This window comes from Croceibacterium soli, assembly GCF_009828065.1.
Taxonomy (GTDB): Bacteria; Pseudomonadota; Alphaproteobacteria; order Sphingomonadales; family Sphingomonadaceae; genus Croceibacterium_B; species Croceibacterium_B soli.
In genome coordinates this window covers 613996-640666 of sequence record NZ_WTYK01000001.1, presented here as the reverse complement: position 1 = coordinate 640666, position 26671 = coordinate 613996, and the positions used below count along the sequence as shown (strand labels likewise).

The 26671-nt window shown below is 68.1% G+C and carries 25 protein-coding genes; 14 read left to right on the top strand and 11 right to left on the bottom strand.

From position 1 onward, the window contains the following. The first annotated feature begins 155 nt into the window (after positions 1-155). Both ahpF and katG read left to right on the top strand, forming a co-directional pair. Entirely contained in the window at positions 156-1745 is a 1590-nt protein-coding gene (gene ahpF / locus GRI75_RS03045) for an alkyl hydroperoxide reductase subunit F (RefSeq protein WP_160745437.1), read from the top strand. A gap of 399 nt (positions 1746-2144) precedes the next feature. Further along, complete coding sequence (gene katG, locus GRI75_RS03040) at positions 2145-4370, top strand: catalase/peroxidase HPI (RefSeq protein ID WP_160745436.1); 2226 nt, start codon at positions 2145-2147, stop codon at positions 4368-4370. Positions 4371-4373: 3 nt separating this feature from the next. On the opposite strand, the gene GRI75_RS03035 is transcribed toward katG, so the two are convergent. From GRI75_RS03035 to GRI75_RS03025, 3 genes are read right to left on the bottom strand one after another with little or no spacing between them, the layout of a single operon-like run. After that, positions 4374-4955 carry a Smr/MutS family protein gene (locus GRI75_RS03035; protein ID WP_160745435.1) on the bottom strand — a complete coding sequence of 194 codons (582 nt, stop codon included), beginning with the start codon at positions 4953-4955 and terminating at the stop codon, positions 4374-4376. Continuing rightward, entirely contained in the window at positions 4952-6163 is a 1212-nt protein-coding gene (gene mltA, locus GRI75_RS03030) for a murein transglycosylase A (RefSeq protein ID WP_160745434.1), read from the bottom strand. Before mltA ends, GRI75_RS03035 begins: the two co-directional genes overlap by 4 nt. A gap of 9 nt (positions 6164-6172) precedes the next feature. Continuing rightward, on the bottom strand, positions 6173-6829 hold the full coding sequence (locus GRI75_RS03025; RefSeq protein ID WP_328597913.1) for a Tim44/TimA family putative adaptor protein: 657 nt from the start codon (positions 6827-6829) through the stop codon (positions 6173-6175). A 221-nt stretch (positions 6830-7050) separates the two neighbouring features. Between GRI75_RS03025 and secB the strand changes: the two genes are divergently transcribed. The 5 genes from secB (at position 7051) to GRI75_RS03000 (ending at position 13560) form a co-directional block, all read left to right on the top strand. Next, positions 7051-7572, top strand: coding sequence for a protein-export chaperone SecB (gene secB, locus GRI75_RS03020; protein ID WP_160745433.1), 522 nt, complete (start codon positions 7051-7053; stop codon positions 7570-7572). Positions 7573-7597: 25 nt separating this feature from the next. Further along, positions 7598-9172 carry a murein biosynthesis integral membrane protein MurJ gene (gene murJ / locus GRI75_RS03015; protein WP_160745432.1) on the top strand — a complete coding sequence of 525 codons (1575 nt, stop codon included), beginning with the start codon at positions 7598-7600 and terminating at the stop codon, positions 9170-9172. Further along, a complete protein-coding gene (gene trpS, locus GRI75_RS03010) occupies positions 9172-10191 on the top strand; it encodes a tryptophan--tRNA ligase (protein WP_160745431.1) in 1020 nt (339 codons plus the stop codon). Before murJ ends, trpS begins: the two co-directional genes overlap by 1 nt. Positions 10192-10343: 152 nt before the next feature. Next, positions 10344-11051 carry a DUF4136 domain-containing protein gene (locus GRI75_RS03005; protein WP_160745430.1) on the top strand — a complete coding sequence of 236 codons (708 nt, stop codon included), beginning with the start codon at positions 10344-10346 and terminating at the stop codon, positions 11049-11051. Positions 11052-11211: 160 nt separating this feature from the next. After that, positions 11212-13560: a putative bifunctional diguanylate cyclase/phosphodiesterase gene (locus tag GRI75_RS03000; RefSeq protein ID WP_160745429.1), complete on the top strand. Its 2349-nt coding sequence runs from the start codon at positions 11212-11214 to the stop codon at positions 13558-13560. A 15-nt stretch (positions 13561-13575) separates the two neighbouring features. Here the strand turns inward: GRI75_RS03000 and dut are convergent, their stop codons facing one another. Together dut and GRI75_RS02990 are read right to left on the bottom strand one after the other, a co-directional pair. Further along, positions 13576-14043 carry a dUTP diphosphatase gene (gene dut, locus GRI75_RS02995; RefSeq protein ID WP_160745428.1) on the bottom strand — a complete coding sequence of 156 codons (468 nt, stop codon included), beginning with the start codon at positions 14041-14043 and terminating at the stop codon, positions 13576-13578. After that, positions 14030-15274 (bottom strand): bifunctional phosphopantothenoylcysteine decarboxylase/phosphopantothenate synthase, encoded by a 1245-nt coding sequence (locus tag GRI75_RS02990; RefSeq protein ID WP_160745427.1) that lies wholly within the window; start codon positions 15272-15274, stop codon positions 14030-14032. The genes dut and GRI75_RS02990 overlap by 14 nt, the downstream gene beginning before the upstream one ends. Before the next feature lie 147 nt (positions 15275-15421). On the opposite strand from GRI75_RS02990, the gene GRI75_RS02985 reads away from it, so the two are divergent. Continuing rightward, the gene (locus tag GRI75_RS02985; protein WP_160745426.1) at positions 15422-15817 is read left to right on the top strand and encodes a DUF4345 family protein; all 396 of its coding nucleotides are present in this window, start codon (positions 15422-15424) and stop codon (positions 15815-15817) included. Positions 15818-15831: 14 nt separating this feature from the next. On the opposite strand, the gene ubiB is transcribed toward GRI75_RS02985, so the two are convergent. From ubiB to GRI75_RS02970, 3 genes are read right to left on the bottom strand one after another with little or no spacing between them, the layout of a single operon-like run. Further along, positions 15832-17388 (bottom strand): 2-polyprenylphenol 6-hydroxylase, encoded by a 1557-nt coding sequence (ubiB, locus tag GRI75_RS02980; RefSeq protein ID WP_160745425.1) that lies wholly within the window; start codon positions 17386-17388, stop codon positions 15832-15834. A 1-nt stretch (position 17389) separates the two neighbouring features. Continuing rightward, entirely contained in the window at positions 17390-18121 is a 732-nt protein-coding gene (locus GRI75_RS02975) for a class I SAM-dependent methyltransferase (RefSeq protein WP_160745424.1), read from the bottom strand. After that, positions 18118-19062, bottom strand: a complete 945-nt coding sequence (locus tag GRI75_RS02970) for a DMT family transporter (protein ID WP_160745423.1) — start codon at positions 19060-19062, stop codon at positions 18118-18120. The genes GRI75_RS02975 and GRI75_RS02970 overlap by 4 nt, the downstream gene beginning before the upstream one ends. Before the next feature lie 73 nt (positions 19063-19135). Between GRI75_RS02970 and mutM the strand changes: the two genes are divergently transcribed. Continuing rightward, entirely contained in the window at positions 19136-19951 is an 816-nt protein-coding gene (gene mutM, locus GRI75_RS02965) for a bifunctional DNA-formamidopyrimidine glycosylase/DNA-(apurinic or apyrimidinic site) lyase (protein WP_160745422.1), read from the top strand. 156 nt (positions 19952-20107) lie between these two features. On the opposite strand, the gene GRI75_RS02960 is transcribed toward mutM, so the two are convergent. Then, positions 20108-21616, bottom strand: coding sequence for a YifB family Mg chelatase-like AAA ATPase (locus GRI75_RS02960; protein ID WP_160745421.1), 1509 nt, complete (start codon positions 21614-21616; stop codon positions 20108-20110). Positions 21617-21886: 270 nt separating this feature from the next. Between GRI75_RS02960 and rpmH the strand changes: the two genes are divergently transcribed. From rpmH to yihA, 5 genes are all read left to right on the top strand, one after another. Continuing rightward, positions 21887-22021: a 50S ribosomal protein L34 gene (gene rpmH / locus GRI75_RS02955; RefSeq protein ID WP_160745420.1), complete on the top strand. Its 135-nt coding sequence runs from the start codon at positions 21887-21889 to the stop codon at positions 22019-22021. Positions 22022-22155: 134 nt separating this feature from the next. Continuing rightward, the gene (rnpA, locus tag GRI75_RS02950) at positions 22156-22521 is read left to right on the top strand and encodes a ribonuclease P protein component (RefSeq protein ID WP_160745419.1); all 366 of its coding nucleotides are present in this window, start codon (positions 22156-22158) and stop codon (positions 22519-22521) included. Between the two features lie 241 nt (positions 22522-22762). Then, on the top strand, positions 22763-22972 hold the full coding sequence (gene yidD / locus GRI75_RS02945; protein ID WP_160745418.1) for a membrane protein insertion efficiency factor YidD: 210 nt from the start codon (positions 22763-22765) through the stop codon (positions 22970-22972). Between the two features lie 31 nt (positions 22973-23003). Further along, a complete protein-coding gene (gene yidC / locus GRI75_RS02940) occupies positions 23004-24776 on the top strand; it encodes a membrane protein insertase YidC (RefSeq protein ID WP_160745417.1) in 1773 nt (590 codons plus the stop codon). 33 nt (positions 24777-24809) lie between these two features. Further along, positions 24810-25448 carry a ribosome biogenesis GTP-binding protein YihA/YsxC gene (gene yihA, locus GRI75_RS02935; protein ID WP_160745416.1) on the top strand — a complete coding sequence of 213 codons (639 nt, stop codon included), beginning with the start codon at positions 24810-24812 and terminating at the stop codon, positions 25446-25448. 19 nt (positions 25449-25467) lie between these two features. Here the strand turns inward: yihA and GRI75_RS02930 are convergent, their stop codons facing one another. Beyond that, positions 25468-26232: a hypothetical protein gene (locus GRI75_RS02930; RefSeq protein WP_160745415.1), complete on the bottom strand. Its 765-nt coding sequence runs from the start codon at positions 26230-26232 to the stop codon at positions 25468-25470. 2 nt (positions 26233-26234) lie between these two features. After that, positions 26235-26636 carry a DUF6152 family protein gene (locus tag GRI75_RS02925; protein ID WP_160745414.1) on the bottom strand — a complete coding sequence of 134 codons (402 nt, stop codon included), beginning with the start codon at positions 26634-26636 and terminating at the stop codon, positions 26235-26237. Positions 26637-26671 lie beyond the last annotated feature (35 nt).

The following is a 26671-nucleotide window of genomic DNA, read 5'->3' as shown; positions in this document are numbered from 1 at the left end:
CCGGGCCGTCATTCTTCGATCCTCCCCGCTCGCGGGGAGGTGACGGAGGGGCTCTCCTCATAGCGCCGCGCTTGTGGCGGGCCCCCTCCACCACTCGCTTCGCGAGCGGTCCCCCTCCCCGTGCCGGGGAGGATTTGAGATGAAGGACTTTTCCGATGCTCGATGCCAACATGACGCAACAGCTCTCGCAGTACCTCGCCAACTTGCGCGAGCCGATCGAGCTCGTCGCATCGCTCGGCGACGATCCGAAGTCGGCGCAGACGCGCGAGCTGCTGGAGGAGATCTCCGCGCTCAGCGACAAAGTCTCGGCGAGCTTCGACGGCGACCATGAGCGCAAGCCGAGCTTCATCGTGCGCCGCGCCTCGGACGCCGAGAAGTGGGTGCGCTTCGCCGGCCTGCCGATGGGCCACGAGTTCACCTCGCTGGTGCTCGCCCTGCTGTGGGCCGGCGGACATCCGCCGAAGGTCTCGGATGAGGTGCTGGAGCAGATCCGCGCGCTCGAAGGCGATTACGAGTTCGAGATGTATTTCTCGCTATCCTGCCACAACTGCCCGGACGTGGTGCAGGCGCTGACGCTGATGGCGCTCAACAACCCGCGCGTCACGGCCACGCTGATCGAGGGCGGCACGTTCCAGGAGGAAGTCGATCAGCGCAACGTAATGGCGGTGCCGGCGACTTTCCTGAACGGCGAGATGTTCGCCAGCGGCAAGATGGGCGTGGAGGAAATCCTCGCCAAGCTGGACGGCAACGCCGGCGCCCGCGCGGCAGCCAGGATGGCCGAGAAGGAGCCTTACGAAGTGCTCGTGGTCGGCGGCGGGCCGGCCGGCGCTGCGGCAGCGATCTACACGGTGCGCAAGGGCTTCCGCACGGGCGTCGCGGCCGAACGGTTCGGCGGGCAGGTGCTCGATACGATGGGGATCGAGAACTTCGTCTCGGTCACCTACACCGAAGGGCCGAAGCTGGCGGCGGCGCTCGAAGCGCATGTCGGCGAGTACGATGTCGACGTGATGAACTTGGCCAAGGCCGAGAAGCTGATCCCCGCAAGCCGGCCCGGCGGCTATCACGAAGTGCAGTTCGAGAACGGCGCAACGCTGAAGGCGCGGGCCGTGGTGCTCGCCACCGGCGCGCGCTGGCGCAACCTGGGCGTGCCCGGCGAGCTCGAGTACCGCAACAAGGGCGTTGCCTACTGCCCGCACTGCGACGGACCCCTGTTCAAGGGCAAGCGCGTGGCGGTGATCGGCGGCGGCAACTCCGGCGTGGAGGCGGCGATCGACCTCGCCAACATCGTCGGTCACGTCACGCTGGTCGAGTTCGACGGCAAGCTGCGGGCCGACCAGGTGCTCCAGGACAAGCTGCGCAGCCTGAAGAACGTCGACGTCCTCGTCTCCGCGCAGACGACCGAGGTTACCGGCGACGGCGAGCGGGTGAGCGGCCTTGTCTACAAGGACCGCGAGAGCGGCGAGGAGAAGCGGATCGAACTGGAAGGCGTGTTCGTCCAGATCGGCCTGGTGCCCAACACCGAGTGGCTGAAGGACTCGGGCGTCGCGCTCAGCAGGTTCGGCGAGATCGAGATCGACGCGAAGGCGGCGACCAACGTCCCCGGCGTGTTCGCGGCGGGCGACGTGACCACCGTGCCGTACAAGCAGATCGTCATCGCCATGGGCGAAGGGTCCAAGGCCGCGCTGTCCGCCTTCGACTACCTGATCCGCAACGAACTGGCGGAGGAACTGGCCGAAGCGGCCTGAACCTGTGGACACAAGCGTCATCCCGGACTTGATCCGGGACCGCTGCCCTCCAGGGCCGGTCAGCGGTCCCGGCGTTCGCCGAGACGACGGACCCCGTCGGCAGTTCGTCGTCCCGGACTTGATCCGGGACCGCTGACCGCCTGGCGCGATTCTCGCTCCTCCGACCAAGAGGGCAGCGATCCCGGCTTGCGCCGGGATGACGGGAACCGCTGCCCCATTCGCCTTGCGCAATAATCGAGAGAACCGTTCCAACTTCGCTGATTGATTTAGTCACTCATCCTTATCGGACTATCTGATTTCGGCTTCTTCCCGTCGTTTGGTAGGGTGCGACCTGTCATACTGCGATGGCAGGAGTCGCTTGCTCGGTTTGGCAAGACCGATGGGAAGAGGAGAGAGGCTATGGACGCGAAGACAGGTTCGATCTCGGGAGGTTGCCCGGTCCCCCACGATGGCGGTGTACGCTCGCTGCTCGGGCGCACCAACAAGGACTGGTGGCCGGAAATGCTGGCGACCGAGATCCTCAATCCCAACGGGCCGAGCAACCCGCACGGCCAGGATTTCGACTATCCCGCCGCGTTCCTCGAACTCGATTACTGGGCGGTCAAGGAAGACCTCAAGGCCCTGATGACCGATAGCCAGCCCTGGTGGCCGGCCGACTACGGCCACTACGGCCCGTTCTTCATCCGCATGGCCTGGCACGCGGCCGGCACCTACCGCGTAGCGGACGGCCGCGGCGGGGCCAACAGCGGCCAGCAGCGCTTCGCCCCGCTCGATTCCTGGCCCGACAACGCCAATCTGGACAAGGCGCGCCGCCTGCTCTGGCCGATCAAGCAGAAGTACGGCCCGAACCTGAGCTGGGCCGATCTCTTCATCCTCACCGGCAATGTCGCCATCGAGAGCATGGGCGGGCCGACCTTCGGCTTCGGCGGCGGCCGGGCCGACGTGTTCGAGCCCGAGCGCGACATCTACTGGGGCTCGGAAGACAAGTGGGTCAACGAAGGCGTGCAGACCCGCATCTCGCCCGAGCACGGCATGCACGAGCTGGAAGGCCCCCTGGCGGCGATCCAGATGGGCCTGATCTACGTCAATCCCGAAGGACCGGGCGGCAACCCCCACGACCACGTGGGCATGGCGCGCGACCTTAAGGAAACGTTCGGGCGAATGGCCATGAACCACGAGGAGACCGTCGCCCTCACTGCCGGGGGCCACACCTTCGGCAAGTGCCACGGCAACGGCGACCCTTCGCTGCTCGGCGGGGCGCCGGCGGCGGGCGACGTGACCGCGCAGGGCTTCGGCTGGGTCAGCAGCCATGAGAGCGGCGGCATCGGCGAGCATACGGTGACCAGCGGGCTCGAAGGCGCGTGGACCAACACGCCGATCAGCTGGAGCGCGAACTACTTCCGCCTGCTGCTCGACTACGAGTACGAGCTGGTGAGGAGCCCGGCGGGCGCCCAGCAGTGGCAGCCGATCAACCAGCGGCCGGAAGACATGGCCCCTGCCGCGCACGACCCGTCGAAGCGCGTGCCGACCATGATGACGACGGCGGACATGGCGCTGAAGCTCGATCCGGAGTTCCGCCAGATCAGCGAGAAGTTCAGGTACGACCACGAGGCGTTCAAGGACGCATTCGCCCGCGCCTGGTTCAAGCTGACCCACCGCGACATGGGCCCGCGGATCCGCTACCTCGGGCCGGAAGTGCCGCAGGAAGACCTGATCTGGCAGGATCCGGTCCCGCAGGGCACGATGCCGAGCGATGCCGAAGTGCAGGCGGTGAAGGAGAAGATTGCAGCCAGCGGCCTGACCGTCAGCCAGCTGGTCAAGACGGCCTGGGCCTCCGCCTCAACCTTCCGCAAGTCCGACTATCGCGGCGGCGCCAACGGCGCGCGCGTGCGCCTTGCGCCGCAGAAGGACTGGGAAGTCAATGAGCCGGAGATGCTGGCCAGGGTGCTCGACACTCTGGAGGGCCTGCGCGGATCGATGTCGATGGCCGATGCCATCGTGCTCGGCGGCGTGGTGGCGCTGGAAAAGGCGATCAGGGACGCGGGCCATACCGGCGTCGAAGTCCCCTTCACCGGCGGGCGCGGCGACGCGACGCAGGAGCAGACCGATGTCGACAGCTATGTGGTGATGGAGCCGGAGGCCGACGCCTTCCGCAACTACGTCGGCAAGAAGAAGCTGGCGGTGCGGACCGAGGAAATGATGATCGACCGGGCCAGCCTGCTCGGCCTCTCGGTGCCGGAGATGGTCGTCCTGGTCGGCGGCCTACGCGTTCTCGGTGCGAACCATGGGGAGCGCGGCCACGGCCACTTCACGCACCGTTCGGGCCAGCTGACGAACGACTTCTTCGTCCACCTGCTCGACATGACCCACGTGTGGAAGGCGTCCGACGATCCCAGTGGCGATGAATTCGTCGCCTCCGACCGGGCCGAGGGCAGGGAAACCTGGCGCGCGACCCGCGCCGACCTGATCTTCGGCTCCAACTCGGAACTGCGCGCGGTGTGCGAGGTCTATGCCGAAAAGGGCGGCGAGCAGAAGTTCGTGAAGGACTTCGTCAAGGCCTGGACCAAAGTGATGAACGCCGACCGGTTCGACCTGACTTACGCCAGGTACCACCAGGCCGCCTGAGGCCTAACGCTCCTTGCGGAGCACGAGATAAAGCGCACCGTCGCCCCCGTGGCTGCGGTGCGCTTTTCTTATGGCGGCGATGGCGGAGGCGTGCTGGCCGGCGGCGAGCCAGTCGAGCACTTTGGCCCGGATCGCCCCCCGCTTCTGCCCGCGGTCGGCGGCCTCCGCCGGGCGCGGCTTGCCGGTGATGACCAGCACGACCCGGGCACCCAGAGCCCGCGCCTGCGCCAGGCCCTGATCGAGCCGGTGGTAGGCCGTGTCGAGCGTGTGGCCGTGGAGGTCGAGCGTGAAATCCGGCGAGAGCGTGCCGCGGGCGAGCTTGCGGTCCCAGGTGGAATCGAGGCCGCGCTCCTCTGGCCTACGGGGCGGAGCGACGACGACTGGCTGTGGCGGCGCTGGGCGAGGTTTGGCTGCGGGCGCTTTCGCCGGCTTCGTGGTACCAGGAGGCGGGCCCCCTCCACCAGCCTGCGGCTGGTCCCCCTCCCCGTGCCGGGGAGGATTTTGGGGGCGGAGCGGCTTCACCGTGGCAGCCAGACGCGCCCACAGCTCCGCCTCTTCGGCGCTCAGGCCGCGGGGCGGTTTCATCGCGCGTTGAGGCGGGCGACGGTTCCCTTGGGGAGCAGCAGCAGGGCCTGCCCGCGTGCGCTCATGCCCCCGGCAGTGCGGCGCGCCTCCTCTCCGGTCCCCCAGAAGCTGTCGAAGCGGTTGGCGCCCTTGATCGCGCCGCCGGTGTCCTGCGCGATCCACAGGCCGTTGCTCTCCGGCCGGTCGACCTGCAGCCACACCGGTGCGCCGAGCGGCACGTACATCGGATCGGCGGCGACCGAGCTTTGCGGCCGCACCGGAACGCCGAGAGCGCCGAGGGGCCCGTCGCCGGTCAGCTCGCGGAAGAACACCCAGCTCTGGTTCTCGCGCATGATCGCGCGGCCTTCGGCGGGGTGATCGCGCAGGTACTGCATGATGCCCTGCATCGAGGTGGCGTAGCCGGTCCCCTCCCCAATCAGGCCGCGCTCGCGCATGACCTGGCCGATGCCGGTGTACCCGCGCCCGTTCTGGCCGGCATAGCCGATGCGCATCACGCTGCCGTCGGGCGCGCGCAAGCGGCCGGAGCCCTGGATCTGCAGGAAGAAGAATTCGATCGGATCGGCCGCCCAGGCGATTTCCAGCCCTTTGCCGGCGAGTGCACCAGCCTCGATCGCGGCGCGATCGTAATAGGGCACGAACTTGCCGGTCTCGTCGTAGCGCCCGAGCGGCGCGCGCCCGGTGCGTTCCGCCAGCGGCATGTCGTCGGGCCAGGCGCGGATCAGATCCGGGGGCATGCCGTAGACCGGCTCCTCGAAGCCCGGCGCGCGGGTGCGCTGCCCGGCGATCTCCGGTTCGTAGTAGCCGGTGACGAAAGCCGTGCCCTCGCCCACGCGAGCGGTTTCGAACCAGGTGTCGAAGAAGCGGACCGCATCGCCCCGCGGCCAGGTAGTGGCGGCGGTACAGGCGGCGCGCCAGTCCTCGCCCTGGGTCAGGCCGCTGGCATCGGTCCGGCGCTGGAGTTGCGGACAGCTCTCGATGAACGACGCGAGCGCCGCCCCGGCGTCGTTCGGCGCCAAGTTGAGCGAGGCCACCGAAGGTCCGGGCGCGACGCCGGCGAGAAGCGCCGTCGCCGCTGCGGGTGGCGTGGGTGTCGGGCGGGGCGGAGGCTGTTCGCCGGGCGGAACGAGCTGGCCGCAGCCGGCGAGCAGCAGCATCGCGGCAAGGGCGGCGCCATACTTGCCGAAAGCGCCGCGTCCCCTGGCCCCCATGTCCCTGGATCAGCCCTCGTCGGTTTCGTCGAGCAGCCAGTCGGGCGCGGTGGAGGTCACGTCGCGCGAGAACGTCCAGATGTCGCGGCTCTCCACGGCATCGTCGAGCGATCCGGCGACGACGTTGCCGTCCTTGTCGCGCGTGACGGTGGCGATGTCCGCGACGAAGCGCACCGCGATCCGCGCGATGCGTCCGTCGAGCGTGGCCGAATGAACGGTGGTGTCCTCGATCCGGATCAGGCGGTTGTCGAGCGTCTCGCCGGCGGCTTCGCGGGCGTCGATCGCTCCGGCAAAGCTGGCGTAGACGTCGTCCGTGCAAAGCTGGCGCAGCTCTTCGCGATCGCCGCGCCAGAACGCCTCCAGGATCATCGCGTAAGCGGCCTTGGCGCCTTCGAGGAACGGCAGCAGGTCGAAGTTCCGGTCGGCCGCGGCAATCTCGCGCAAGCCGCGCTCGGTCGCGGCGGGCAGGCCGCCGAGCTCCCGCTGCGGGCGCAGGGTCTGCTGGCCGGGGGGAAGCACAGCGCGCGGAGCATCGCCGCCTTCGCCCGGATCGAAGCGGTTCGGGAACGGTTCCTCCTCGTGCTCGGCGCGGCGGCCGAGCACCGAGTAGAGCCGCAAGCCCAGGAAGGCCGCGATCATGGCGAGGATGACGATCTCGTAAATCACAAAAACATTGTCCTGTTCATACCCGGAGAAGCACCGTGGATGCCGCCCGGTTCCATGCTGCCTGAAATAGGTACGAATTACAAATGAACAACTGCGGAACCGGGGATCGCGGCCGGGCGCCGGGCCGCGCCGCCGTTTCCGTTGCGGGCGCGCCGGCCGGCTGCTAGGCGCGCGGCCAAGCAACCCTTTTCCAAGCATTCAGGCGAACGAGAGAGCACCCCATGGCCGACGAAGGCGACGTCCTCACCGATCTCAACCAGCAGTCCAACGGCAACGGCGCCGACCACGGCCCTGTCGCGGGGATCATCACGCAATACGTGAAGGATCTCTCGGTCGAGAACCCGAAGGCGCCGGAGAGCTTCGGCTGGAACGAAGCGCCGGAGCTGGACGTGCAGTTCAACATCGCCGCGCGCCAGGTCAGCGACGAAGTGCAGGAAGTCGAGCTGAAGGTTTCGGCCACCGCCAAGACCCAGCACGGCACCGCCTACATCGTCGAGCTGTCCTATTGCGGCCTCGTCGGCATGCGCAACATGCCTGAGGAGCAGAAGCACGCTTTCGTTTACGCCGAAGCGCCGCGCTTCCTGTTCCCGTTCGCCCGCCGGGTGATCGCGGACGCCACGCGCGACGCCGGCTTCGCCCCGCTGGTGCTCGATCCGATCGACTTCACCGCGATCTACCAGCAGCAGCTGCTGGCCCGCCAGCAGGAAGGCGGCATGACCCCGCCGGCCGGCGGCGCCGCCTGAGACGAACGACGGGGGTCTCCGCAACGTGAGCCTCGTCCGCCACGTCGGCACGATCGGCGGGCTGACCATGGTCAGCCGCATCGCCGGGATGGCGCGCGAGATGATCTTCTCGCGCGTGCTCGGCGCCAATGCGGTGACGGACGCCTGGTTTCAGGCGTTCATCATCCCTAACGTCTTCCGCCGGCTGTTCGCGGAAGGGGCGTTTTCGGCCGCGTTCGTGCCGATGTTCTCCAAGCGGCTGCATGGGGATGGCGGGCTGGAATCGGCCCGCTCCTTCAGCAACGACGTGCTGTCGGTGTTCCTGCCGGTGCTGATCGCGCTGGTTGCCGTGTTCGAGATCGCCATGCCGGGCGTGATCTGGCTCCTGGCTGAAAAGCCGGTCGACCCGGCGGGCTTCGATATGGCGGTCGATTTCGCCCGCATCATGTTTCCTTATATCGTGCTGGTCAGCCTGGTGACGCTGTTCACCGGGATGCTGAACTCGGTCTCGCGCTTCGCGCCCGGGGCCAGCTTCCCGATCATCCTGAACGTGGTGCTGATCGCCGCGCTGCTGGTCGGCGAACGCTGGATGGCGGCGACCGGGGCCACCGTCGAGGAGGTCGCCTACGGCATCGCCTGGGCGGTGACCGGCGCGGGCGTGATGCAGCTCGTGTGGCTGTTCGTCTGGGTCCGCGTCGAAGGGTTTCGCCCGCGCCTGCTGTGGCCGCGCCTGACGCCGGAGGTGAAGCGGCTCGGCGTGATCGCCCTCCCCGCGGCGATCGGCGGGGGCGCCTACCAGATCAACACGCTAGTGCAGCTCTATTTCCTCAACCAGCTGGATAGCGGCGCGGTCAGCTACATGAACTATGCCGACCGGCTGAACCAGTTGCCGCTCGGCATCATCGGCATCGCGCTGAGCACCGCGATCCTGCCGACGCTGTCCAAGTTCGTCGGCGGCGGAAACCGCGAAGGCGCGCGGCGGCTGCAGTCCGACGCGATCGAGCTGGCCATGCTGCTGACGTTGCCGGCCACCGTGGCCCTGGCGGTTTGCGGGATCCCGTTCGTGACGATGATCTTCCAGGGCGGCCGGTTCGACCTGGCCGATGCGATCCTGACCGGCAACGTGCTGACGGCGCTTGTGATGGGCCTGCCGGCTTATGTGCTGGTCAAAGTGCTGGTTCCGGGGTTTTATGCCCGGGCGGACACCAAGACACCCGTCTATGCCGCGCTGGCGGCGCTGGTGGTCTTCGTTCTGCTCAACCTGGTCCTGCTCGAGCCCTTCGGCGTGGTCGGCGTGGCGCTGGCCAGCGCCATCGGCGCGTGGCTCAACGCCGCGGTCCTCTACGCCGTACTTGCCGCGCGGGACCACTACCGCGCGCCCGGCAGCCTGCTCCTGAGGATCGCCCGGCAGATCGTCGCGGCGGCCGCGATGGGCGCGGCATTGTGGTTCGCGCGCGACCTGCTAACCGGCTACTACGCCGCCGGCATCCTCGCGCGGCTGTTCGCGCTGATCGTGCTCGTGGCCTGCTCGGCGATCGTCTACTTCGGCGTCGCCTATGCGATCGGTGCGGTGGACCGCGGGCGGATCGCCCAGCTGACGAAGAGGGAAGTTTCAAGATAATGCGCGTCGTTTCCGGCATCCAGCCCACCGGCAGTCTCCACCTCGGCAACTATCTCGGGGCGATCCGCAACTGGGTGCGGATGCAGGACGAGGTGAGCGCCGAAGGCGGGCAGTGCCTGTTCTTCCTGGCCGACCTGCATGCGATCTCCATGCCGCACGACCCGGCGGAGCTTTCGGCCAACACCCTGGGCATGGTCGCAGCACTCGTGGCATGCGGGATCGATCCCGACCGTTCGGTGCTGTTCAACCAAGCGCAAGTGCCGGCCCATGCGGAGCTGCAATGGCTGCTCAACGGCACGGCGCGGATGGGCTGGCTGAACCGGATGACGCAGTTCAAGGACAAGTCCGGCAAGAACCGCGAAGGCGCCAGCATCGCCCTGTTCACCTACCCCGTGCTGCAGGCAGCCGACGTGTTGCTGTACCAGACGACGCACGTGCCGGTCGGCGAGGACCAGAAACAGCACCTGGAGCTTGCCCGCGACATCGCGCAGAAGTTCAACAACGACTTCTGCACGCCCGAGGCACCGGTGTTCACCCTGCCGGATCCGATCATCCCGCCACAATCCGCGCGGATCATGTCCTTGCGCGACGGCACGGCCAAGATGAGCAAGTCCGATCCTTCGGACATGAGCCGCATCAACCTGTCCGACGACGCCGACATGATCATGAAGAAGGTCAAGAAGGCCAAGACCGACGCGGAGCCGCTGCCGTCCGAGGCGGCCGGTCTGGCCGGGCGGCCGGAAGCGGTGAACCTCGTTTCGATCTATGGCGCGCTTTCCGGCAAGAGCACCGACGAAGTGCTGGCCGAACACGGCGGCCAGGGTTTCGGCGCCTTCAAGCCGGCTTTGGGCGAACTGATGGTCGAAGTTCTGGCGCCGATTGCCGGGCGATTCAACGAACTCTCGCAAGACCGCGAATCGCTCGATGCGATCCTCGCCCGCGGCGCGGCCCGCGCGCGGGAACTGGCCTCCCCCACGCTCGCCGCAACCTACCGTGCGCTGGGGTTGGTGCGCGGCTGACCATTCCAAGTCGCTAGAAAAGCTGATTTTTCTCAGGCCGGATGTTCAATCTCGGTTCAGGCCGTCATATCTATAGCACGGCCTATCGATCTATGCGCGCGCCCGGCATCAAGGGGGTGACCGCAGGTCACTGAGTTGAGAGAGAGTTCATCATGGTAAGATCTTCAATCCTCGGCCGCGCGCTCAAGCTTGCCACGGTGCCGCTCGTCCTGGCGAGCCTCGCGGCATGCGCATCCCCGTTCAGCGCGGACGTTTCGCGGTTCCAGACCCAGCTTCCGGCGCCCTCGGGCCAGACCTTCGCGGTCGTGGCCGACGATCCGGCTCTCGCCGGCGGTCTCGAGTTCGCCCAGTATGCCGACTTCGTCGAAGCGCAGATGGAGCGTCTCGGCTATGTCCAGGCCTCCTCGCCGCAGAGCGCGACGATGCTGGTGCGCTTCGATTACGGCGTCGACAACGGCCGCGAGCGGGTCACCACCCGTCCGGGCTTCGGCTATCGCGATCCGTTCTACAGCCCGTGGTACAGCTATCACCCGGTCGTTTACCGGGGCTACGACGGGTACCGGCGGATCGGCTACGTGCCCTATCGCCCCTGGGGCTACGGCTACCACGATCCGTTCTTCGGCGGGCGTGAGGTGGAAAGCTACACCGTCTACACCAGCGGCATCGAGCTGAAGATCGACAACCAGGCCACCGGCCAGCGGCTGTTCGAAGGCAAGGCCCAGGCGCTGTCGACTTCGAATCGACTGCCCTATCTCGTGCCGAACCTGGTCGAGGCGATGTTCACCGACTTCCCCGGCAACTCGGGCGAAACGGTACGCATCTCCATCGCGCCGGAAAACATGCCGGTGAAGCGCCGCTAAGCACGTCGTTTCGACAACCTGCTTCTCCGAAGGCGGGCCTCGCAAGAGGTCCGCCTTTTTCGTGCTTCGAAGTCCCACCCCCCGTAACACTACCCACCCGCCGTTCGCGGGTTGTAAGTCGATGATCGCCAGTGAGAAACCGGGACAAGAAGGTTTCTCGATGAACGCTGGCTCGAAGATCGATTTCCGACGGAGATACCGCCGGCGCGTGCTGCTGCCGGGTGCGGTGATCCTGCTCATCACCGCCATCCTGTGCGGCGGCGGACTGATCCAGGCCGGAAAAGGCACGGACGAACTGTCGCTGATGGCGCAGAAGCTCGAGGTGTTCCGCGCGCTCGGCAAGGCGATGGACGAGCTGGCGCTGGGACAGGACTCGGTCGGCCTGTGCGAGCAGTGCATCGAGGAAGCGGCATCGCCGGTTCCGGACAGGAACTGGCTGGACGCGAACGTCGGCTTCCGGATGTTCGACCTCTACAACGCTCACGAGACCTACATTCTCGATGGCCGGGATCGGCCGGTCTACGCCTCGGTAAGCCGCGAGAGCGCCGCACCGGAGGCTTTCGGACGGGTTGCCCCGGCAGTCTCGCGGTTCGTCGAACTGGTGCGCGGCGAAGCCAAGCGGCCCATGGGCAGGAGCAATCTCAACGAGCGGCTTCCCGGGTCACCGCCGGAGCCGCTGGTTTTCCCTCCGGCGCCCGGCTTCTCGGACGAGCCGCTCACAGTGCACCCCACCGTGCGGACCGCGCCGGACGTGATCCATTCGACCGATCTCGTACGGATCGGAGACAGGACCGCCGTCGTGAGCGTGATGCGCATGGCGCGCGCGCCGGCAGACGATCACCGCGCAACTGCCGGAAGCCCGCTCCTGCTGAGCTTGCGCTATCTCGACGAGCGCTTCCTGTCCGACGCGGCACAGCAGAACTATCTGATCGACGCCCGCCTGTCGGACAGCAACGAACCGCGCGAGGGTGAAACCTCCGCGCCGGTAACGGACGCCGACGGGAATTTGCTGACCAGCATACTCTGGAAGCCGCTGCTCGGGGGAGGCGTGGTGATCCACGGACTGCTGCTGCCGGCAGCCGCGATGTTCCTGGTCGTCGCACTGCTGATCCTGCTGATGTCGCTCAAACTGCGCCGGGCCATGAAGCAGGACGAGGAAAGGGCCGGCGAACTGGAGCGGGCCCATGCCGAGCTCACCGCCAAGGAAGCCCAGGCGCACCACCTGGCCTACCACGACGTGCTGACCGGCCTGCCGAACCGCGCGCTGTTCACCGACAACGCCGACAAGGCCTTGCTGCGCGCCCGCCACGGAGAGCCGATGGCGATCCTCCTGCTCGACCTCGACCGGTTCAAGAACGTCAACGACCGCTTCGGCCACCTCGCCGGGGACGAGCTGATCCGGGAAGTCGCCGGCCGGCTCTCGAGCGTGATCGGCGGCCGCGATACCGTCGCCCGGCTGGGAGGCGACGAGTTCGCCATCCTGCTCGAGCGCGGCGGCCGGGCGGGAGAGATCGAAGCGACGCTCGAGCGGATCCTCACCGAGCTGCGCCAGCCGTTCCAGATCCTCGGCAACCAGGCCCACGTCGGCGTCAGCATCGGCGTCGCCCTGGCGCCCGAATTTGGCACCGATCGCATGGAACTGATGCGCAAGGCCGACATCGCGCTCTACCGCGCCAAGGACGAAGGGCGCGACTGCTACCGCTACTTCACCGAGACGATGGACGAGTCCGTGCAGCTCCGGGCCACGCTCGAAGCCCACCTGCGCGAAGCGCTCGCCACCGGCGAGGGTCTCGGCGTCCACTACCAGCCGCTGATCGATTCGGCCGGCGGCAAAGTCACCGGTCTGGAGGCGCTGCTGCGCTGGGAGCATCCGGAACACGGCTGCGTTCCGCCGCACATGTTCGTGCCGGTGGCCGAGGAGACGGGCTTGATCGCGCCGCTCGGCGACTGGGTGATGAAACAGGCATGCGCGGTGGCGCGGGCTTGGCCGAAGCTGTCGATCGCGGTGAACCTGTCCCCGGTGCAGTTCTGCGACGAGGACTTCGCGGAGCGGATCTCGGGCATCGTGCGCGACGCCGGGATAAGCCCGCACCAGATCGAGCTGGAAGTGACCGAAGGCGTCGTGCTGGACCAGAACGAGACCGTGCGCGGAGCGCTGCGCCGCCTGCGCGAGGCCGGCTTCCGCATCGCGCTCGACGATTTCGGCACCGGCTACTCCTCGCTCAGCTACTTGCGCGAGTTCGAGGTCGACCGGATCAAGATCGACAAGAGCTTCGTGCAGAACCTGGGCCAGGCGATCGACGCCGATGCGATCGTCACCGCCGTGGTCACCCTGGGCCACGCCATGGGGCTGCAGGTCACCGCGGAGGGCGTCGAGACGGACGCCCAGGAGACCTTCCTGCGCAGCGCCGGTTGCAACGTCCTGCAGGGCTTCCTGTTCGCCAAGGCGATGCCGGCGAACGAACTGGCCGGATCGATGGACGGGCGGAAGCGGGTCGCCGCCGCCTGACCGCCGCGCGGCGCGTCAGGCCAGCCTGGCGTGCCCGCCGGTCGATCCGAAGCCGCCCGCGCCGCGTGCGGTCTCGTCCAGCTCGGCCACTTCCTGCCACTCGGCCAGGGTCACCGGCGCGAGAACGATCTGGGCCACGCGGTCCCCGCGGTGGATCGGGAACGGCTCGCCCGACAAGTTGATCAGGATCACCTTGAGCTCGCCGCGGTAGTCGGAATCGATCGTTCCCGGTGCATTGGGCACGCTGATCCCGTGCTTCAGCGCCAGACCCGACCGCGGCCGCACCTGGATCTCGTACCCGGGCGGGATCGCCACGGCGAGACCGGTGGCGACGGCGTGCCGCGCGCCCGGCTCCAGCACGAGATCCTCGGCCGAGAGCACGTCCATCCCGGCCGCGCCGGCGGTGGCATAGCGCGGCAGATCCAGCCCCTCGCCATGGGGCAAGCGCGTAACCTGCACCGGCACCCGCTCAGGCAAGCTCATCGGCGATCCGTTCGACAAGCTGCTTCGCCACCAGTTCCTTGGCCATCGGTGCCCACGTCTCCTCGCCGCTTTCGCGCACCAGCGTCACCTGGTTGTCCGCCCCGCCCATCGTGTCTCCGGAGACGTCGTTGGCGACGATCCAGTCGGCGCCCTTTTTCTCGCGCTTCTTGCGGGCGTTGGGGATCAGGTTCTCGGTCTCCGCCGCGAAGCCGACCAGCAGCCGGGGCCGCTGCTCGCTGGCGGCCAGGGCCGCCAGGATGTCCGGGTTCTCCGTCAGCATCAGCGCCGGCGGGGCGGAACCGCGCTTCTTGATCTTCTGGGCTTCGTAGCCCTTCGCCCGCCAGTCGGCGACGGCAGCGACCATCACCGCACAGTCGGCCGGCAAAGCGGCCTCGACCGCCGCGGCCATCTCCTGCGCGCTTTCGACGTCGATCCGGTCCACCCCGGGCGGGGTTTCCAGCGTCACCGGCCCGGAAACCAGCGTCACCCGCGCGCCCGCCGCGGCGGCGGCGGCGGCGATGGCGAAGCCCTGACGCCCGCTCGAACGGTTGGCGATATAGCGCACCGGATCGATCGGCTCGTGCGTCGGCCCGGCAGTGACGAGCACGTGCTTGCCGTACAGCGGCCGGTGGGCAGGGCCGCCGTCGAAGTCGAGCTGGCCGGAGAGCGGATCGGTCGCTTGCTTCCCGCCCACCTTCAGCAGCCGGGCGATCTCGCGCCAGATGGCTTCCGGCTCCGGCAGGCGGCCGGGGCCATATTCGCCGCAAGCCATCTCGCCCTCGTCCGGCTCCATCACATGGACGCCCGATTCCTTCAGCCAGGCCACGTTCCGCCGGGTCGCGGCGTGCAGCCACATGCGCACGTTCATCGCCGGGACGGCGAGCACCGGCTTGTCGGTAGCAAGCAGCAGGGTGGTGGCGAGATCGTCGGCGATGCCGGCGGCCATCTTGGCCAGCAGGTCGGCGGTTGCCGGGCAGACGACCACCAGGTCGGCCTGGCGGCTGAGCTGGATGTGCCCGATCTCCACCTCGTCCTTCAGGTTCCACAGCGAGGTGTGGACCTGGTTCTCGCTCAGCGTGCCGAGGGTCATCGGCGTCACGAACTGCGCGCCGGCATCGGTCAGCACGCAAGTCACCTCGCCGCCGGCTTTCCTGATCAGCCGCACGAGCTCGCACGACTTGTAGGCGGCGATGCCGCCGCCGATGATCAGAAGGATGCGTGGCTGAGCCATCCTTGCCTAAGTAAGCCCCCGCGAATGAGATTGCTCGCGCTACCTAGCGGCGCGTCGCCGCCAAGGCCAGACTTGCCTCGCGCCGGTTACGTTTGCCGATCGCGCAGCGCTGCGGCATTGTCCCGCTCCACACGAGGAGGGCTCCCCATGCGTTTCGTACTCACCGCACTGGCCATGATCGGCGGCATCGTTTTCACGCTGATCGGGCTCGGCTTTCTTATCGATCCGCAGGGCAGCGCCGCCGGCTTCGGGCTGATCGCCGACGGCGCGCCGGGTCTCTCCACCTTGCGCGCGGACATGACCTCCTTCTTCGTGGTCAGCGGGGTGTGCATGATCTGGGGCGCGTGGAGGCGCAACGGAGAGCTGCTGCTGGTGCCGGCGGCACTGTTCGGCATCGCCTTCACCGGCCGGCTGGTCAGCGCCATCGTGGACGGCGCGACGCCAGGCTTCTGGCTGCCGATGCTGATCGAAGCGGCGGTCGTGGCGATCACACTGCTGGGAAGCCGGCACCTGCCGCATGAGGCGGTCGGCGAAGGGCACTAAGGGACTGGCGCCCCTTACCCGAGCATCCCTGCCAGGGACCCGGCCCAGACCAGCAAACCGCCGGCCAGCGCCGCGCCGACGTAACCGGCCCAGCGTGACGCGCCGGGGCGTCGCCGTTCCCAGATGAGCTCGATGAGCGGCAGCGGCGGTGGTTCGGGCGCGCCTCCGCGCGGGGGGTAGCGGTCCTCGATCCGGCGGATCAGCTCCGGAATGCGCAGCAGCGTCTCGAAATCGTTGCGGATGCGGTCGGCCAGCGCCGCTTCCGGGCCGAGCTCGTCGCGGATCCAGCTGCGCACGTAAGGCGCGGAAACGTCCCACATGTTGATCTCGGGATGAAGCTGCGTCGCGATGCCTTCGACCATGACCATCGTCTTCTGCAGCAGCAGCAGGTGCGGCTGGGTCTGCATGTCGAAATCGCGCGTGATCGCGAACAGCCCGTCGAGCATCTGCCCGACCGACAGCTCGCTGACCGGCTTGCCGCGCATCGGCTCGCCCACGGCGCGCAGGGCGGTCGCGAACTCCTCGACCGAGTGGTAGCTGGGGACGTACTGCGCTTCGAAGTGGATCTCGGCCACGCGGCGGTAGTTGCCGGTGGTCAGTCCGTAGAGGATCTCCGCCAGCCACTGGCGTGCGCGCCGGTCGATACGGCCCATGATGCCGAAGTCGATCGCCACGATCGTGCCGTCCGGCCGCACGAACAGGTTCCCCTGGTGCATGTCGGCGTGGAAGAACCCGGCGCTGATCGCCTGGGTCAGGAAGGCGAGCACCAGGCGGCGGGCAAGCGCCGGCAGGTCGTGCCCGGCCGCCTTGAGCGCCTCGACATCGCTGATCTTGATGCCGTCGATCCACTCGATGGTCATCACCCGGCCGTTGGTCCGGTCCCAGTCGATCGACGGGATGCAGTAGCCTTCGAAGCCGCGCATTCCTTCGGCCAGCTCGGAAGCCGAGGCTGCTTCGCGGCGTAGATCGACCTCGCTGTTGGTCCAGCGCTTGAAGTTGGCGATCGTCAGCCGCGGGCGCAGGCGTTGCGCCTCGCCGCCGAGCGCCTCGAGATGAGCGGCGGCCCATTCGTATGTCGCAATGTCTTTCGCCAGCCGCTCGCGAATGCCGGGGCGCAGCACCTTGATGGCGACTTCGCGCCCCTCGGTAGTCACCGCCCGGTGCACTTGCGCGATCGAAGCCGAGCCGACCGGCACCGGGTCGATCTCGGCATAAATGTCGGTCACCGGCCGCTCGAAGCTGCGGGCGATCTCCGCCTCGATCTCAGGATAGGGCACAGGGGGCAGGCTGTCCTGCAGGCTCAGCAGGTTCCGGGCCGCTTCGTCCCCGACGAGGTCCGGCCGGGTCGCGAGCGACTGGCCGAGCTTGATCGCCGCCGGACCGATCTCTCGGAACGCGGCGGCATAGTCCGGCACGCGCGGCTGCCTGGTGCCGAAACGGGCGATCCGCGCCAGGCGCTTGACCTGTGCGGGAGTGTTCGGATCGTTCTCGATCCCGCGCAGCGCCCCGTGCCGCGCCAGCGTGCGGCCCCACTGAAGCAGCCGCAGGATATGCTTGGAAGGGCGCGTCACCCTATATTTTCCACCCGGAGTGAATGGCCACGAGGCCGCCCATGATCGGCTCCACCTTCGTGCGAGCGAAACCCGCGCGGCGAATCATCGCCTCGAATTCCGGCATGGTCGGGAAGCGGCGGATCGATTCGATCAGGTAGCGGTAGCTGTCCGCATCGCCCGCGATGGCCTTGCCGAGCTGCGGCACGAGCTTGTGCGAATAGAGGTCGTAGGCTTCCTTGAAGCCGGGCCATTCGGTGGTCGAGAACTCCAGGCAGAAGAACCGCCCGCCGTACTTGAGCACGCGGTGCGCCTCGGCCAGCGCCTTGTCGATGTGGGTCACGTTCCTGATGCCGAAGGCGATCGTGTAGGCATCGAACATGCGGTTCGGGAAGGTCAGCTCCTCGGCATTCTGGCGCGACCACACGAGGCCATCAATGCCCCGCTCCATCGCCCGCTCGATGCCGACGTCGAGCATGTCCTGGTTGATATCGGAAACGGTAACTTCCGCCCCGCGCTCCGCCAGGCGGAAGGCGATGTCCCCCGTGCCGCCGGCCATGTCGAGGATCGCCTCGCCCGGCCGCGGCTTCACTCGGCGCACGAAGCGGTTCTTCCACAACCGGTGCATGCCGGCCGACATCGCATCGTTCATGATGTCGTACTTGCTGGCCACGCCGGAGAACACCTCGCCCACACGGCGGGTCTTCTCGTCCGGCGCCACTTCCTCGTAACCGAAGGATACCTGTTCGCTCATGGCCGCTGCTCTAGCGGCGGGCCACCGGCAGTGCCAGCATCTCGTTGCGCCCGCATGGCCTTGATCGAGAGGGCTATTCCCAACAGGATCAGCGCCAGCCCGGCGTAGTGATAGCCGTGCAGCTCCTCCCCCAGCAATGCAGCCGACATGAAGGCGCCGACGACCGGCATCAGGGTGATGGCCTGCCCCGCGCGGGCGGCTCCCACCGTGGCGGTCGCATAGTTGAAGATGAAGTAAGAGACGATCGAGGGAAGCACGGCGACATAGGCGATCGCGCCAATGGGGCCGCCGTTCCAGACGATCCGCTCTCCCGCCTGCCATTCCCAGGCCGCGAGCGGCGCCATGGCGATCACGCCGATGAAGAAAGTCACCGCCACGAAGCTGACCGGCGCGATCTTCGGCCGCAACCGCAGCAGAACGGTGTAGAGCGCCCAGGCCACCACGCTCGTCAGGATCAGCGCGTCGCCCACGCCGAAGCGCAGCCCCAGAGCGTGGGCCGGATCGCCTTCGAAGACGATCGCCAGCACGCCGAGGATGGAGCAGGCGACGCCGAGGTTCTGTGCTGCCGGGCTGCGCTCGCCAAAGAACAGGCGGTCGAACAGCACGACGAGGGCCGGGATGCCCGCCTGCAGCAGGAGGGCGTTGGTCGCGGTGGTATGGCGCAGTCCGGAGTAAAGGAAGGCGTTGAACGCGCCTATGCCGAGCAGGCCGAGCAGCAGCACCGGCTTCCAGTGAGCAGCGATCACCGGCCAGTCCCGACGCACCGCCCGCCAGGCGAACGGCAGCAGGATCAGCGAGGCTCCGGTCCAGCGGACGAACGCGAGGGTCAGCGGCGGCACGTCGAACCGCACCGCCCGCGCCACGATCGAGTTCCCGGCCCAGAGGACCATGACGATCCCGAGCAGCGCGAAAGCCTGCAACTGGCGACGGTCGGCGTGCATGCCGGTGCCCCTAGTGCCGCGCGTGGCGGTTGGCGATGACAGAATCGCCGTGCGCCGCTAACGCACCAGCCACATGCCCGAGCTTCCCGAAGTCGAAACCACCGTTCGCGGCCTCGCCCGCTATCTCGAAGGGGAGCGGCTGGAGCATGTCGCGCTGCACCGCCCGGACATGCGCTTCCCCTTCCCCGACGGCTTCGTTCAGGCCCTGGCGGGAGCGCGGGTGACGTCGCTCGGCCGGCGCGCCAAGTACGGGCTGGTCCATACCGACCGCGCGCAGACGATGGTGTTCCACCTCGGCATGAGCGGGCGCTGGCGGATCGATCCGGAGGAGATCGGCAAGCACGACCATCTTGTCATGACCACCGCCGGGCACCGCTTCGCGCTGTGCGACCCGCGCCGCTTCGGGTTCGTCGACCTCGTGCCGACGGAGAAGCTGGACCAGTGGCCGGCATTCGCCGCGATGGGCCCGGAACCGCTCGGGCCCGAACTGACGGCCGACCACTTGCGGCTGGCGTTTGCCGGACGGAAGCAGGTGGTAAAGCTGCTGCTGCTCGACCAGCGGATCGTTGCCGGGCTCGGCAACATCTACGTGTGCGAGGCGCTCTACCGGGCCCGGATCGCTCCCGCGAAAGCGGCCGGCAAAGTCTCGAAGCCCGCGCTCGAGCGGCTCGTCGCAGCGATCCGCGAGGTTCTCGCCGAAGCTATCGAGGCGGGCGGCTCCACCTTGCGCGACTATGCCCGGCCCGACGGCGAACTCGGCTATTTCTCGAAGCGCTTCGACGTCTACGACCGCGAGGATGAGCCATGCCGCCGCGACGATGGCGGCACGATCAGGCGATTCGCCCAGGGCGGCCGCAGCACCTGGTACTGCCCGCGCTGCCAGAAATAACGCCCGTCATCCCGGCGAACGCCGGGATCGCTGGCCGCACGGACCGACCTGGAGGCCAGCGGTCCCGGATCAAGTCCGGGACGACGAGCCTCTCGCTCGCCGCCAAGTTGATCTTGAGCCAGCGGTCCCGGATCGGGTCCGGGATGACGAACCTCTTCACGCCCGCGGCGGCTGCCGGCGGTAGCTGAGCGCCTCCGCGACGTGGATGCGGCCGACTTGTTCGGCACCGGCCAGATCGGCCACGGTGCGGGCCACCCGGAGCATTCGGGTGTACCCGCGGGCGGAGAGCCGCATCGCCTCTGCTGCCTGCATCAGCAGCTTGCGGCCGGGCTCGTCCGGCGTGGCGAACGCCTGGAGCGCCTCCCCGTCCAGCTCCGCGTTCGTGCGGGCGCCCGTCCTCTCGAAGCGACGCGTCTGCACCGCGCGCGCCGCGGCGACGCGAACCGCCACTTCGGCGCTTCCTTCCGCCGGCGGCGGCAATGCCAGGTCGGCGGCGCTCACCGGGTCGACTTCGACGTGGAGATCGATCCGGTCGAGCAGCGGACCGGAGACTTTGCTCTGGTAGTCGGCGGCGCAGCGCGGCGCGCGCGAGCAGGCCAACGCCGGATCGCCGAGGTGTCCGCAGCGGCAGGGATTCATCGCCGCCACGAGCTGCACGCGTGCCGGATAAGTCACGTGCGCATTAGCCCGCGCCACGCTCACCTCGCCGGTCTCCAGCGGCTGGCGGAGCGAATCGAGCACCGCGCGCTGGAACTCCGGCAGCTCGTCGAGGAACAGCACGCCCAGATGCGCCAGGCTGACCTCGCCCGGCTTCACCCGCAGGCCGCCCCCGGTCAGCGCCGCGATGGAGGCCGAGTGGTGCGGATCGCGAAAGGGCCGGCGGCGGCTGATCCGCCCGCCCTCCAGCGTGCCGGCGACCGACTGGACCATCGTGGCCTCGAGCGCTTCGGCCGGGGTCATGTCCGGCAGGATTCCCGGCAGGCAGCTGGCCAGCAGCGACTTGCCCGCACCGGGAGGGCCGATCATCAGCAGGTTGTGTCCGCCCGCCGCGGCGATCTCCAGCGCGCGCTTGGCGGTCTCCTGCCCTTTGACCATCCTGAGGTCCGGCCCCGGTGGAGGCTCCTCCGCCTCCCCCGGCTCCGGTACGGGCAGCGTCTGGGTGCCCCTGAGGTGGTTCAGCAGGCTGATGAGATCGGGCGCGGCGCAGATCGCGATGCGGCTGGCCCAGCGCGCCTCGGCTCCCTGCGCCGCCGGACAGATCAGCCCACGCTCGGTGGAGCTGGCATGGAGCGCGGCGAGGAGGACGCCCGGCGAGGGGACCACCCGCCCGTCCAGCGCCAGCTCGCCCACGGCCACCCAGTCCGTCAACTGCTCGGCATCGGTCACCCCCATGGCGGCGAGCAGGGCCAGCGCGATCGGCAGGTCGTAATGGCTGCCTTCCTTGGGCAGGTCCGCCGGAGAGAGGTTGATCGTGATCCGCTTCGGCGGCAGCGCCAGCCCCATCGCAGAGAGGGCTGCCTGAACCCGCTCCCGGCTTTCGCCCACTGCCTTGTCCGGCAGGCCGACGAGGTTGAAGCGCGGCATGCCCGGCGCGATCTGGCACTGCACTTCGATGCTGCGCGCCTCGAGCCCGAGATAGGCCACCGTAGATACGAGTGCGACCACCGAGTCCCCCCTCTCCGCGTGTCCCGCGCCGACGATAGCGCCGCAGCCCACCAAGTCGAGCGGCCGGGCGGAGTATCGCAGCCGCTTTGGACCGATCTCGGCGGCCTGCCATTCCCGCGCGGGCTGGTGTATAGGCCCGGCATGCGGTTCGCGTGGCGATTCGCGCGGGCTCGTCCGTCTTGACTCGCGCACCGGCCTCAACTAACCGCGCGCCCAGACATCGGGCCGCCCTAGCCGGCGGCCGTTTTTATTGATTTCGAGGATATCGCAATGAAGCGCACTTTTCAGCCGAGCAACCTCGTGCGCAGCCGCCGCCATGGCTTCCGCGCCCGCAAGGCCACCGTCGGCGGCCGCAAGGTCCTGCGCGCCCGCCGCGCCCGTGGCCGCAAGAAGCTCAGCGCCTGATTTCCTTTCCGTTCGCCCGTCGGGCCCCGGCGGGGCCTTTTCGGGCTCTTTGGCTTACGGCTTAGCGGCCGGCGCAATTGCGCGCCTGCGATCGGCTGGCCGCGCGCTCGGCCAGTGCTTACCTCAGGCCCGCCATGGGTGACCCCATCCAAGTCCTGCGCAAGCGCGCCGATTTCCTGGCCGCCAACCGCGGCCTGCGCAATGCGCGGCCCGGCTTCGTACTGCTGACCAACCCCAACGGGGGCCTGGGCAAGCGCTACGGGGTCACCGTCACCAAGAAGATCGGCAATGCCGTCGTTCGCAACCGGATGAAACGGCGCTTCCGCGAGCTGCTGCGGGATGCGCTGCCGGAAGAAGGCCTGCCCGATCACGACCACGTGCTGATCGGCCGCGAAGGCGGCGTCGAGCGGGATTTCGCCGCGATGCGCGCCGAACTGACCGCCGCCCTCACCCGCGCCCGCGAGAACAAGGGCGATCCACCGCGGAGGCGGCGAAAATGATTCACACGGAGACGCAGAGACGCGGAGTTTTTGTTTCGCTCGCAGAGGCGCAGAGGCGCAGAGATGGCTTGCCGCCGAAGGCGGATCTCCATCATCTGACCGGGCGCGCCTGGCGTGCTCGTGCGAAATGGAGGGCGGCTTCGCCGCAGGCGACACTCCTCTGCGCCTCTGCGCCTCTGCGAGCGCCAATTCTTCTCCGCGCCTCCGCGCCTCCGCGTGATAAACCCTCCCAGGCGCCGGAATGAAACGGCTCCTGATCCTCGTCGCGCGCGGGTGGCAACTCGGCCCTTCGCGCATTCTTCCGCCCTCGTGCCGCTACCAGCCTTCGTGCAGCGAATATGCCATTCAGGCACTCGGCAGATACGGCGCGATCAAGGGTGGATGGATGGCGGCCAAGCGGCTAATGCGCTGCCACCCCTGGGGGGGACATGGCTACGACCCGGTGCCCTGAGGGTCCGGACCGCACGAAATAGGGATTTTGAGTGGACAACCAGCGCAACCTGATCCTCGCCGTGGTGCTGAGCGCGCTCCTGCTGTTCGGCTGGGATTTCGCGGTGCAGCGGCTGTACCCGCAGCCCGCCGCCCCGACGGAAGCGACGCAGCGGGCCGATACCCCAGCTGAGCGTGCCGCTGCCCCGGCCGGCAACGCCCAGGGCGCGCCGATCGATGCGGCCGACACCGTGCGGCAGCAGCGCGATCTCGCCACCGAGCTTCGCGCCGCGGGCCGCGTGCGGATCGACGCGCCGCAAGTCGCCGGCTCGATCAACCCGGTCGGCGCGCGCGTTGACGATATCCTGCTCAAGACCCACCGCCAGACCGTCGACGAGGACAGCGGCCCGGTGCGCCTGTTCGCGCCCGCCGGAACCCCCACGCAGCAGTTCGCCCAGTTCGGCTGGGTCGGAGAGGGCATCAACCTGCCCGGCGCGCAAACCGTGTGGCAGGCCGAAGGCGGCCCGCTGGCGCCCGGCAACCCGGTGACGCTGCGGTGGAACAACGGCGAAGGCCTGCTCTTCACGATCCGCTTCACGATCGACGAGCACTACATGCTCTCGGCCGAACAGACAGTCGCCAACACGTCCGGCGCGCCGGTCATCGCGCAGCCTTACGCCTTCCTCAACCGCACCAGCCGCACTGCCGATCCCGACACCTGGAACGTGCACACCGGTCCGATCGGGGCGTTCGCCGGAGCGGTGGACTTCGACTGGAACTACGAGGACGTGGCCGAGGCCGGCCGCGTCACGCCAGGCAGCAATCCCGGCTGGCTCGGCTTCACCGACATCTACTGGCTCGCCGCTCTTGTCCCGCAGGACGGAGCGCGAGCCTCGGCGGATTTCCGCGCGCTCGACACCGAGAGCTTCCGTGCCGACCTGATCTACGATCCGGTGACCGTGGCGGACGGCCGGCAGGTCACCCGCACCACCCGCCTGTTCGCCGGCGCCAAGGAAAGCGCCGTCCTCGATGCCTACGAGGAAGCCGGCGTGACCAAGTTCGGCCTGGCGATCGACTGGGGCTGGTTCCGCTGGTTCGAGAAACCGATCTTCTGGCTGCTCAACCAGCTTTACGACCTGGTCGGCAACTTCGGCGTGGCGATCATGCTGCTGACGGTGATCATCCGCCTGGTGATGTTCCCGATCGCGCAGAAGCAGTTCGCCTCCATGGCGCAGATGCGCGCCGTGCAGCCGAAGATGAAGGCGCTCCAGGAACGCTACAAGAACGACAAGCCGCAGCTCCAGCAGGAGATGGCCAAGCTCTACCGTGAGGAGAAGATCAACCCCCTGGCAGGCTGCCTGCCGATCTTCATCCAGATCCCGATCTTCTTCGCGCTCTACAAAGTTCTGATCCTAGCCATCGAGATGCGCCACAAGCCTTTCGCGCTGTGGATCGAGGATCTCTCGGCCCCGGATCCGGCGCATATCCTGAACCTCTTCGGCCTGCTGCCGTTCACGCCGCCCAGCTTCCTCGCCATCGGCGTGCTGGCGGTCCTGCTCGGCATCACAATGTGGCTGACGTTCCGCCTGAACCCCACGGCGATGGACCCGATGCAGCAGCAGATCTTCTCGATCATGCCGTGGGTCCTGATGTTCGTGATGGCGCCGTTCGCCGCCGGGCTGCTGATCTACTGGATCACCTCCAACGTGCTGACGCTAGCGCAGCAGAGCTATCTCTACGCCAAGCACCCGCAGCTGAAAGCGCAGGCGGAGAAGGACAAGGCCGAGAAGGCCCGCGCCGCCGAGCGCGAGAAGGGTACAGAGTGAACGGTTTCGCACACCTTGCAGGGCCGAACGGCCATGGATGACACCGAGCAATTGGCCGAAGAGGCCGCACGGCTGTTCTCCGGCCGCGTCGATTTCCTCCTCTCGGCGCCGCAGCTCAAGTTCCTGCCTGAGCCGACCGCGCCGGAGATCGCCTTCTGCGGGCGGTCCAACGTCGGCAAGAGCTCGCTGCTCAACGCGCTGACCGGCCGCAAGGCGATCGCGCGCACCTCGGTAACGCCCGGGCGCACGCAGGAGCTCAACTTCTTCGAAGTGGGCGAGCCGACGCAGTTCCGCCTGGTCGACATGCCCGGCTACGGCTTCGCCAAGGCGCCGCTGGCGGTGGTCGACAAGTGGAAGAAGCTCATGCGCACATACCTGCGCGGGCGCGCGGTCCTGAAGCGCACCCTGGTGCTGATCGACAGCCGCCACGGCATCAAGGCGGTCGACGCGGAGATGATGACGATGCTCGACGAATCCGCGGCGAGTTACCGCCTGGTCCTGACCAAGGCCGACAAGATCAAGGCCAGCGAACTGGCCGCTGTCCTGGCCGAGGTCGAAGCCGCCGCCCGCAAGCATCCCGCGGCCTTTCCGCAGATCCATGTCACCAGCGCGGAGAAGGGCATGGGCATCCCCGAACTGCGCGCCGCCGTGCTGACGGACGTGCGCACCTGAGCAGACTGTGCCCGGCGCGTTACTCTGCCGATGCGCCGGCCACGCCCTGATACTCGAGCGCGAAGGTCGGGTCGCACTCGTAAGGGTGGACGTATCCCGCCGGATCCTTCTGCCAGGCCACGAAGCGCGCGCCGCTGTTCGCGAGCATCTCCGGATCCTCGAACCATTGCGTCGCTTCCAGGCGCTTGCCGTCCTGGCTCACGCGGTAACGTTCGATCATGTGCGCCTTATCCGAATGGAACAGCCCGTTGTTGGTGATCGTCGACGGCGCGAGGTGGGTCGTGTCGACCACCAGCTCGTCGCCTTCCCAGTGACCGATCGAATGGCCCATCTTGGAATGCGGCGCATCGGCCGGCGGATGGCCGCGCCCGTCGGTGTAGATCAGGCGGACCTGGTCATAATATTCGTAGCGGAATACCAGCAGCCCCGGGGCCTGCACGATCTCGAACGGGAACGGCCCCTGCAGCGAATACACGATCGACGGCGCCAGGCAGACGCGGTCCAGCGCCATGTCATCCTCGGGCTGCCAGTCCGCCGCCAGCGCCTCCGCCGCAGGCGTGAGCTCCAGCCCGCCGTATTCCCCGCGCGGGAACTCCGCCGGGCCGGTATCGTCGATCACGACGGTGCCGGGCGGCAGCTTGGCCTTCAGGTCCTCCGGCATGGGGAACGCCTGGAGCGGCGCGCTCCAGAAGCCCGACAGGTCCGGGTGCTCGGCATCCTGTGCCGCAGCCGGCAGAGAAGCCGCCAGCAGCGCGGCGGCGATCACGGCGATGCCGCGGCGCATCGTCAGCTCTGCTCCGATTCGCGGAACGGCGCGCTGCCCACCAGCTTGCCGGCGGCATCACGCATTTCGCGCAAGCGCATGTAGGGCCGCCCGTCGCGGGATGGCCAGCCCTCGATCGTGACTACGTCCCCCGGCTTGACCGAAGTTCGCGACCAGCCGCGGCGGGTGAGGATCACCGGAGCATTGGTCTCCGCGCGCCACTTCTCCACCGCTCCATTAGGCTTCCGGACATCGAGCGCTACCGTCCCGTGCGGGTTGGTGAAGCGGAACGCCGTCACAGTCCCGGTGATCGACACGCTCTTCTGCGGATCGAAGAACACCGCGAAAGAATGGTGGCCGAACACCGCTGTGGGAATGGCGAGCAGCGCCGCTGCCGCGAGCGCGCCGGGTATTCTCGTTGTCATGACAAGCACCTCTCCCTGCGCCTCTGCCTGCGCTT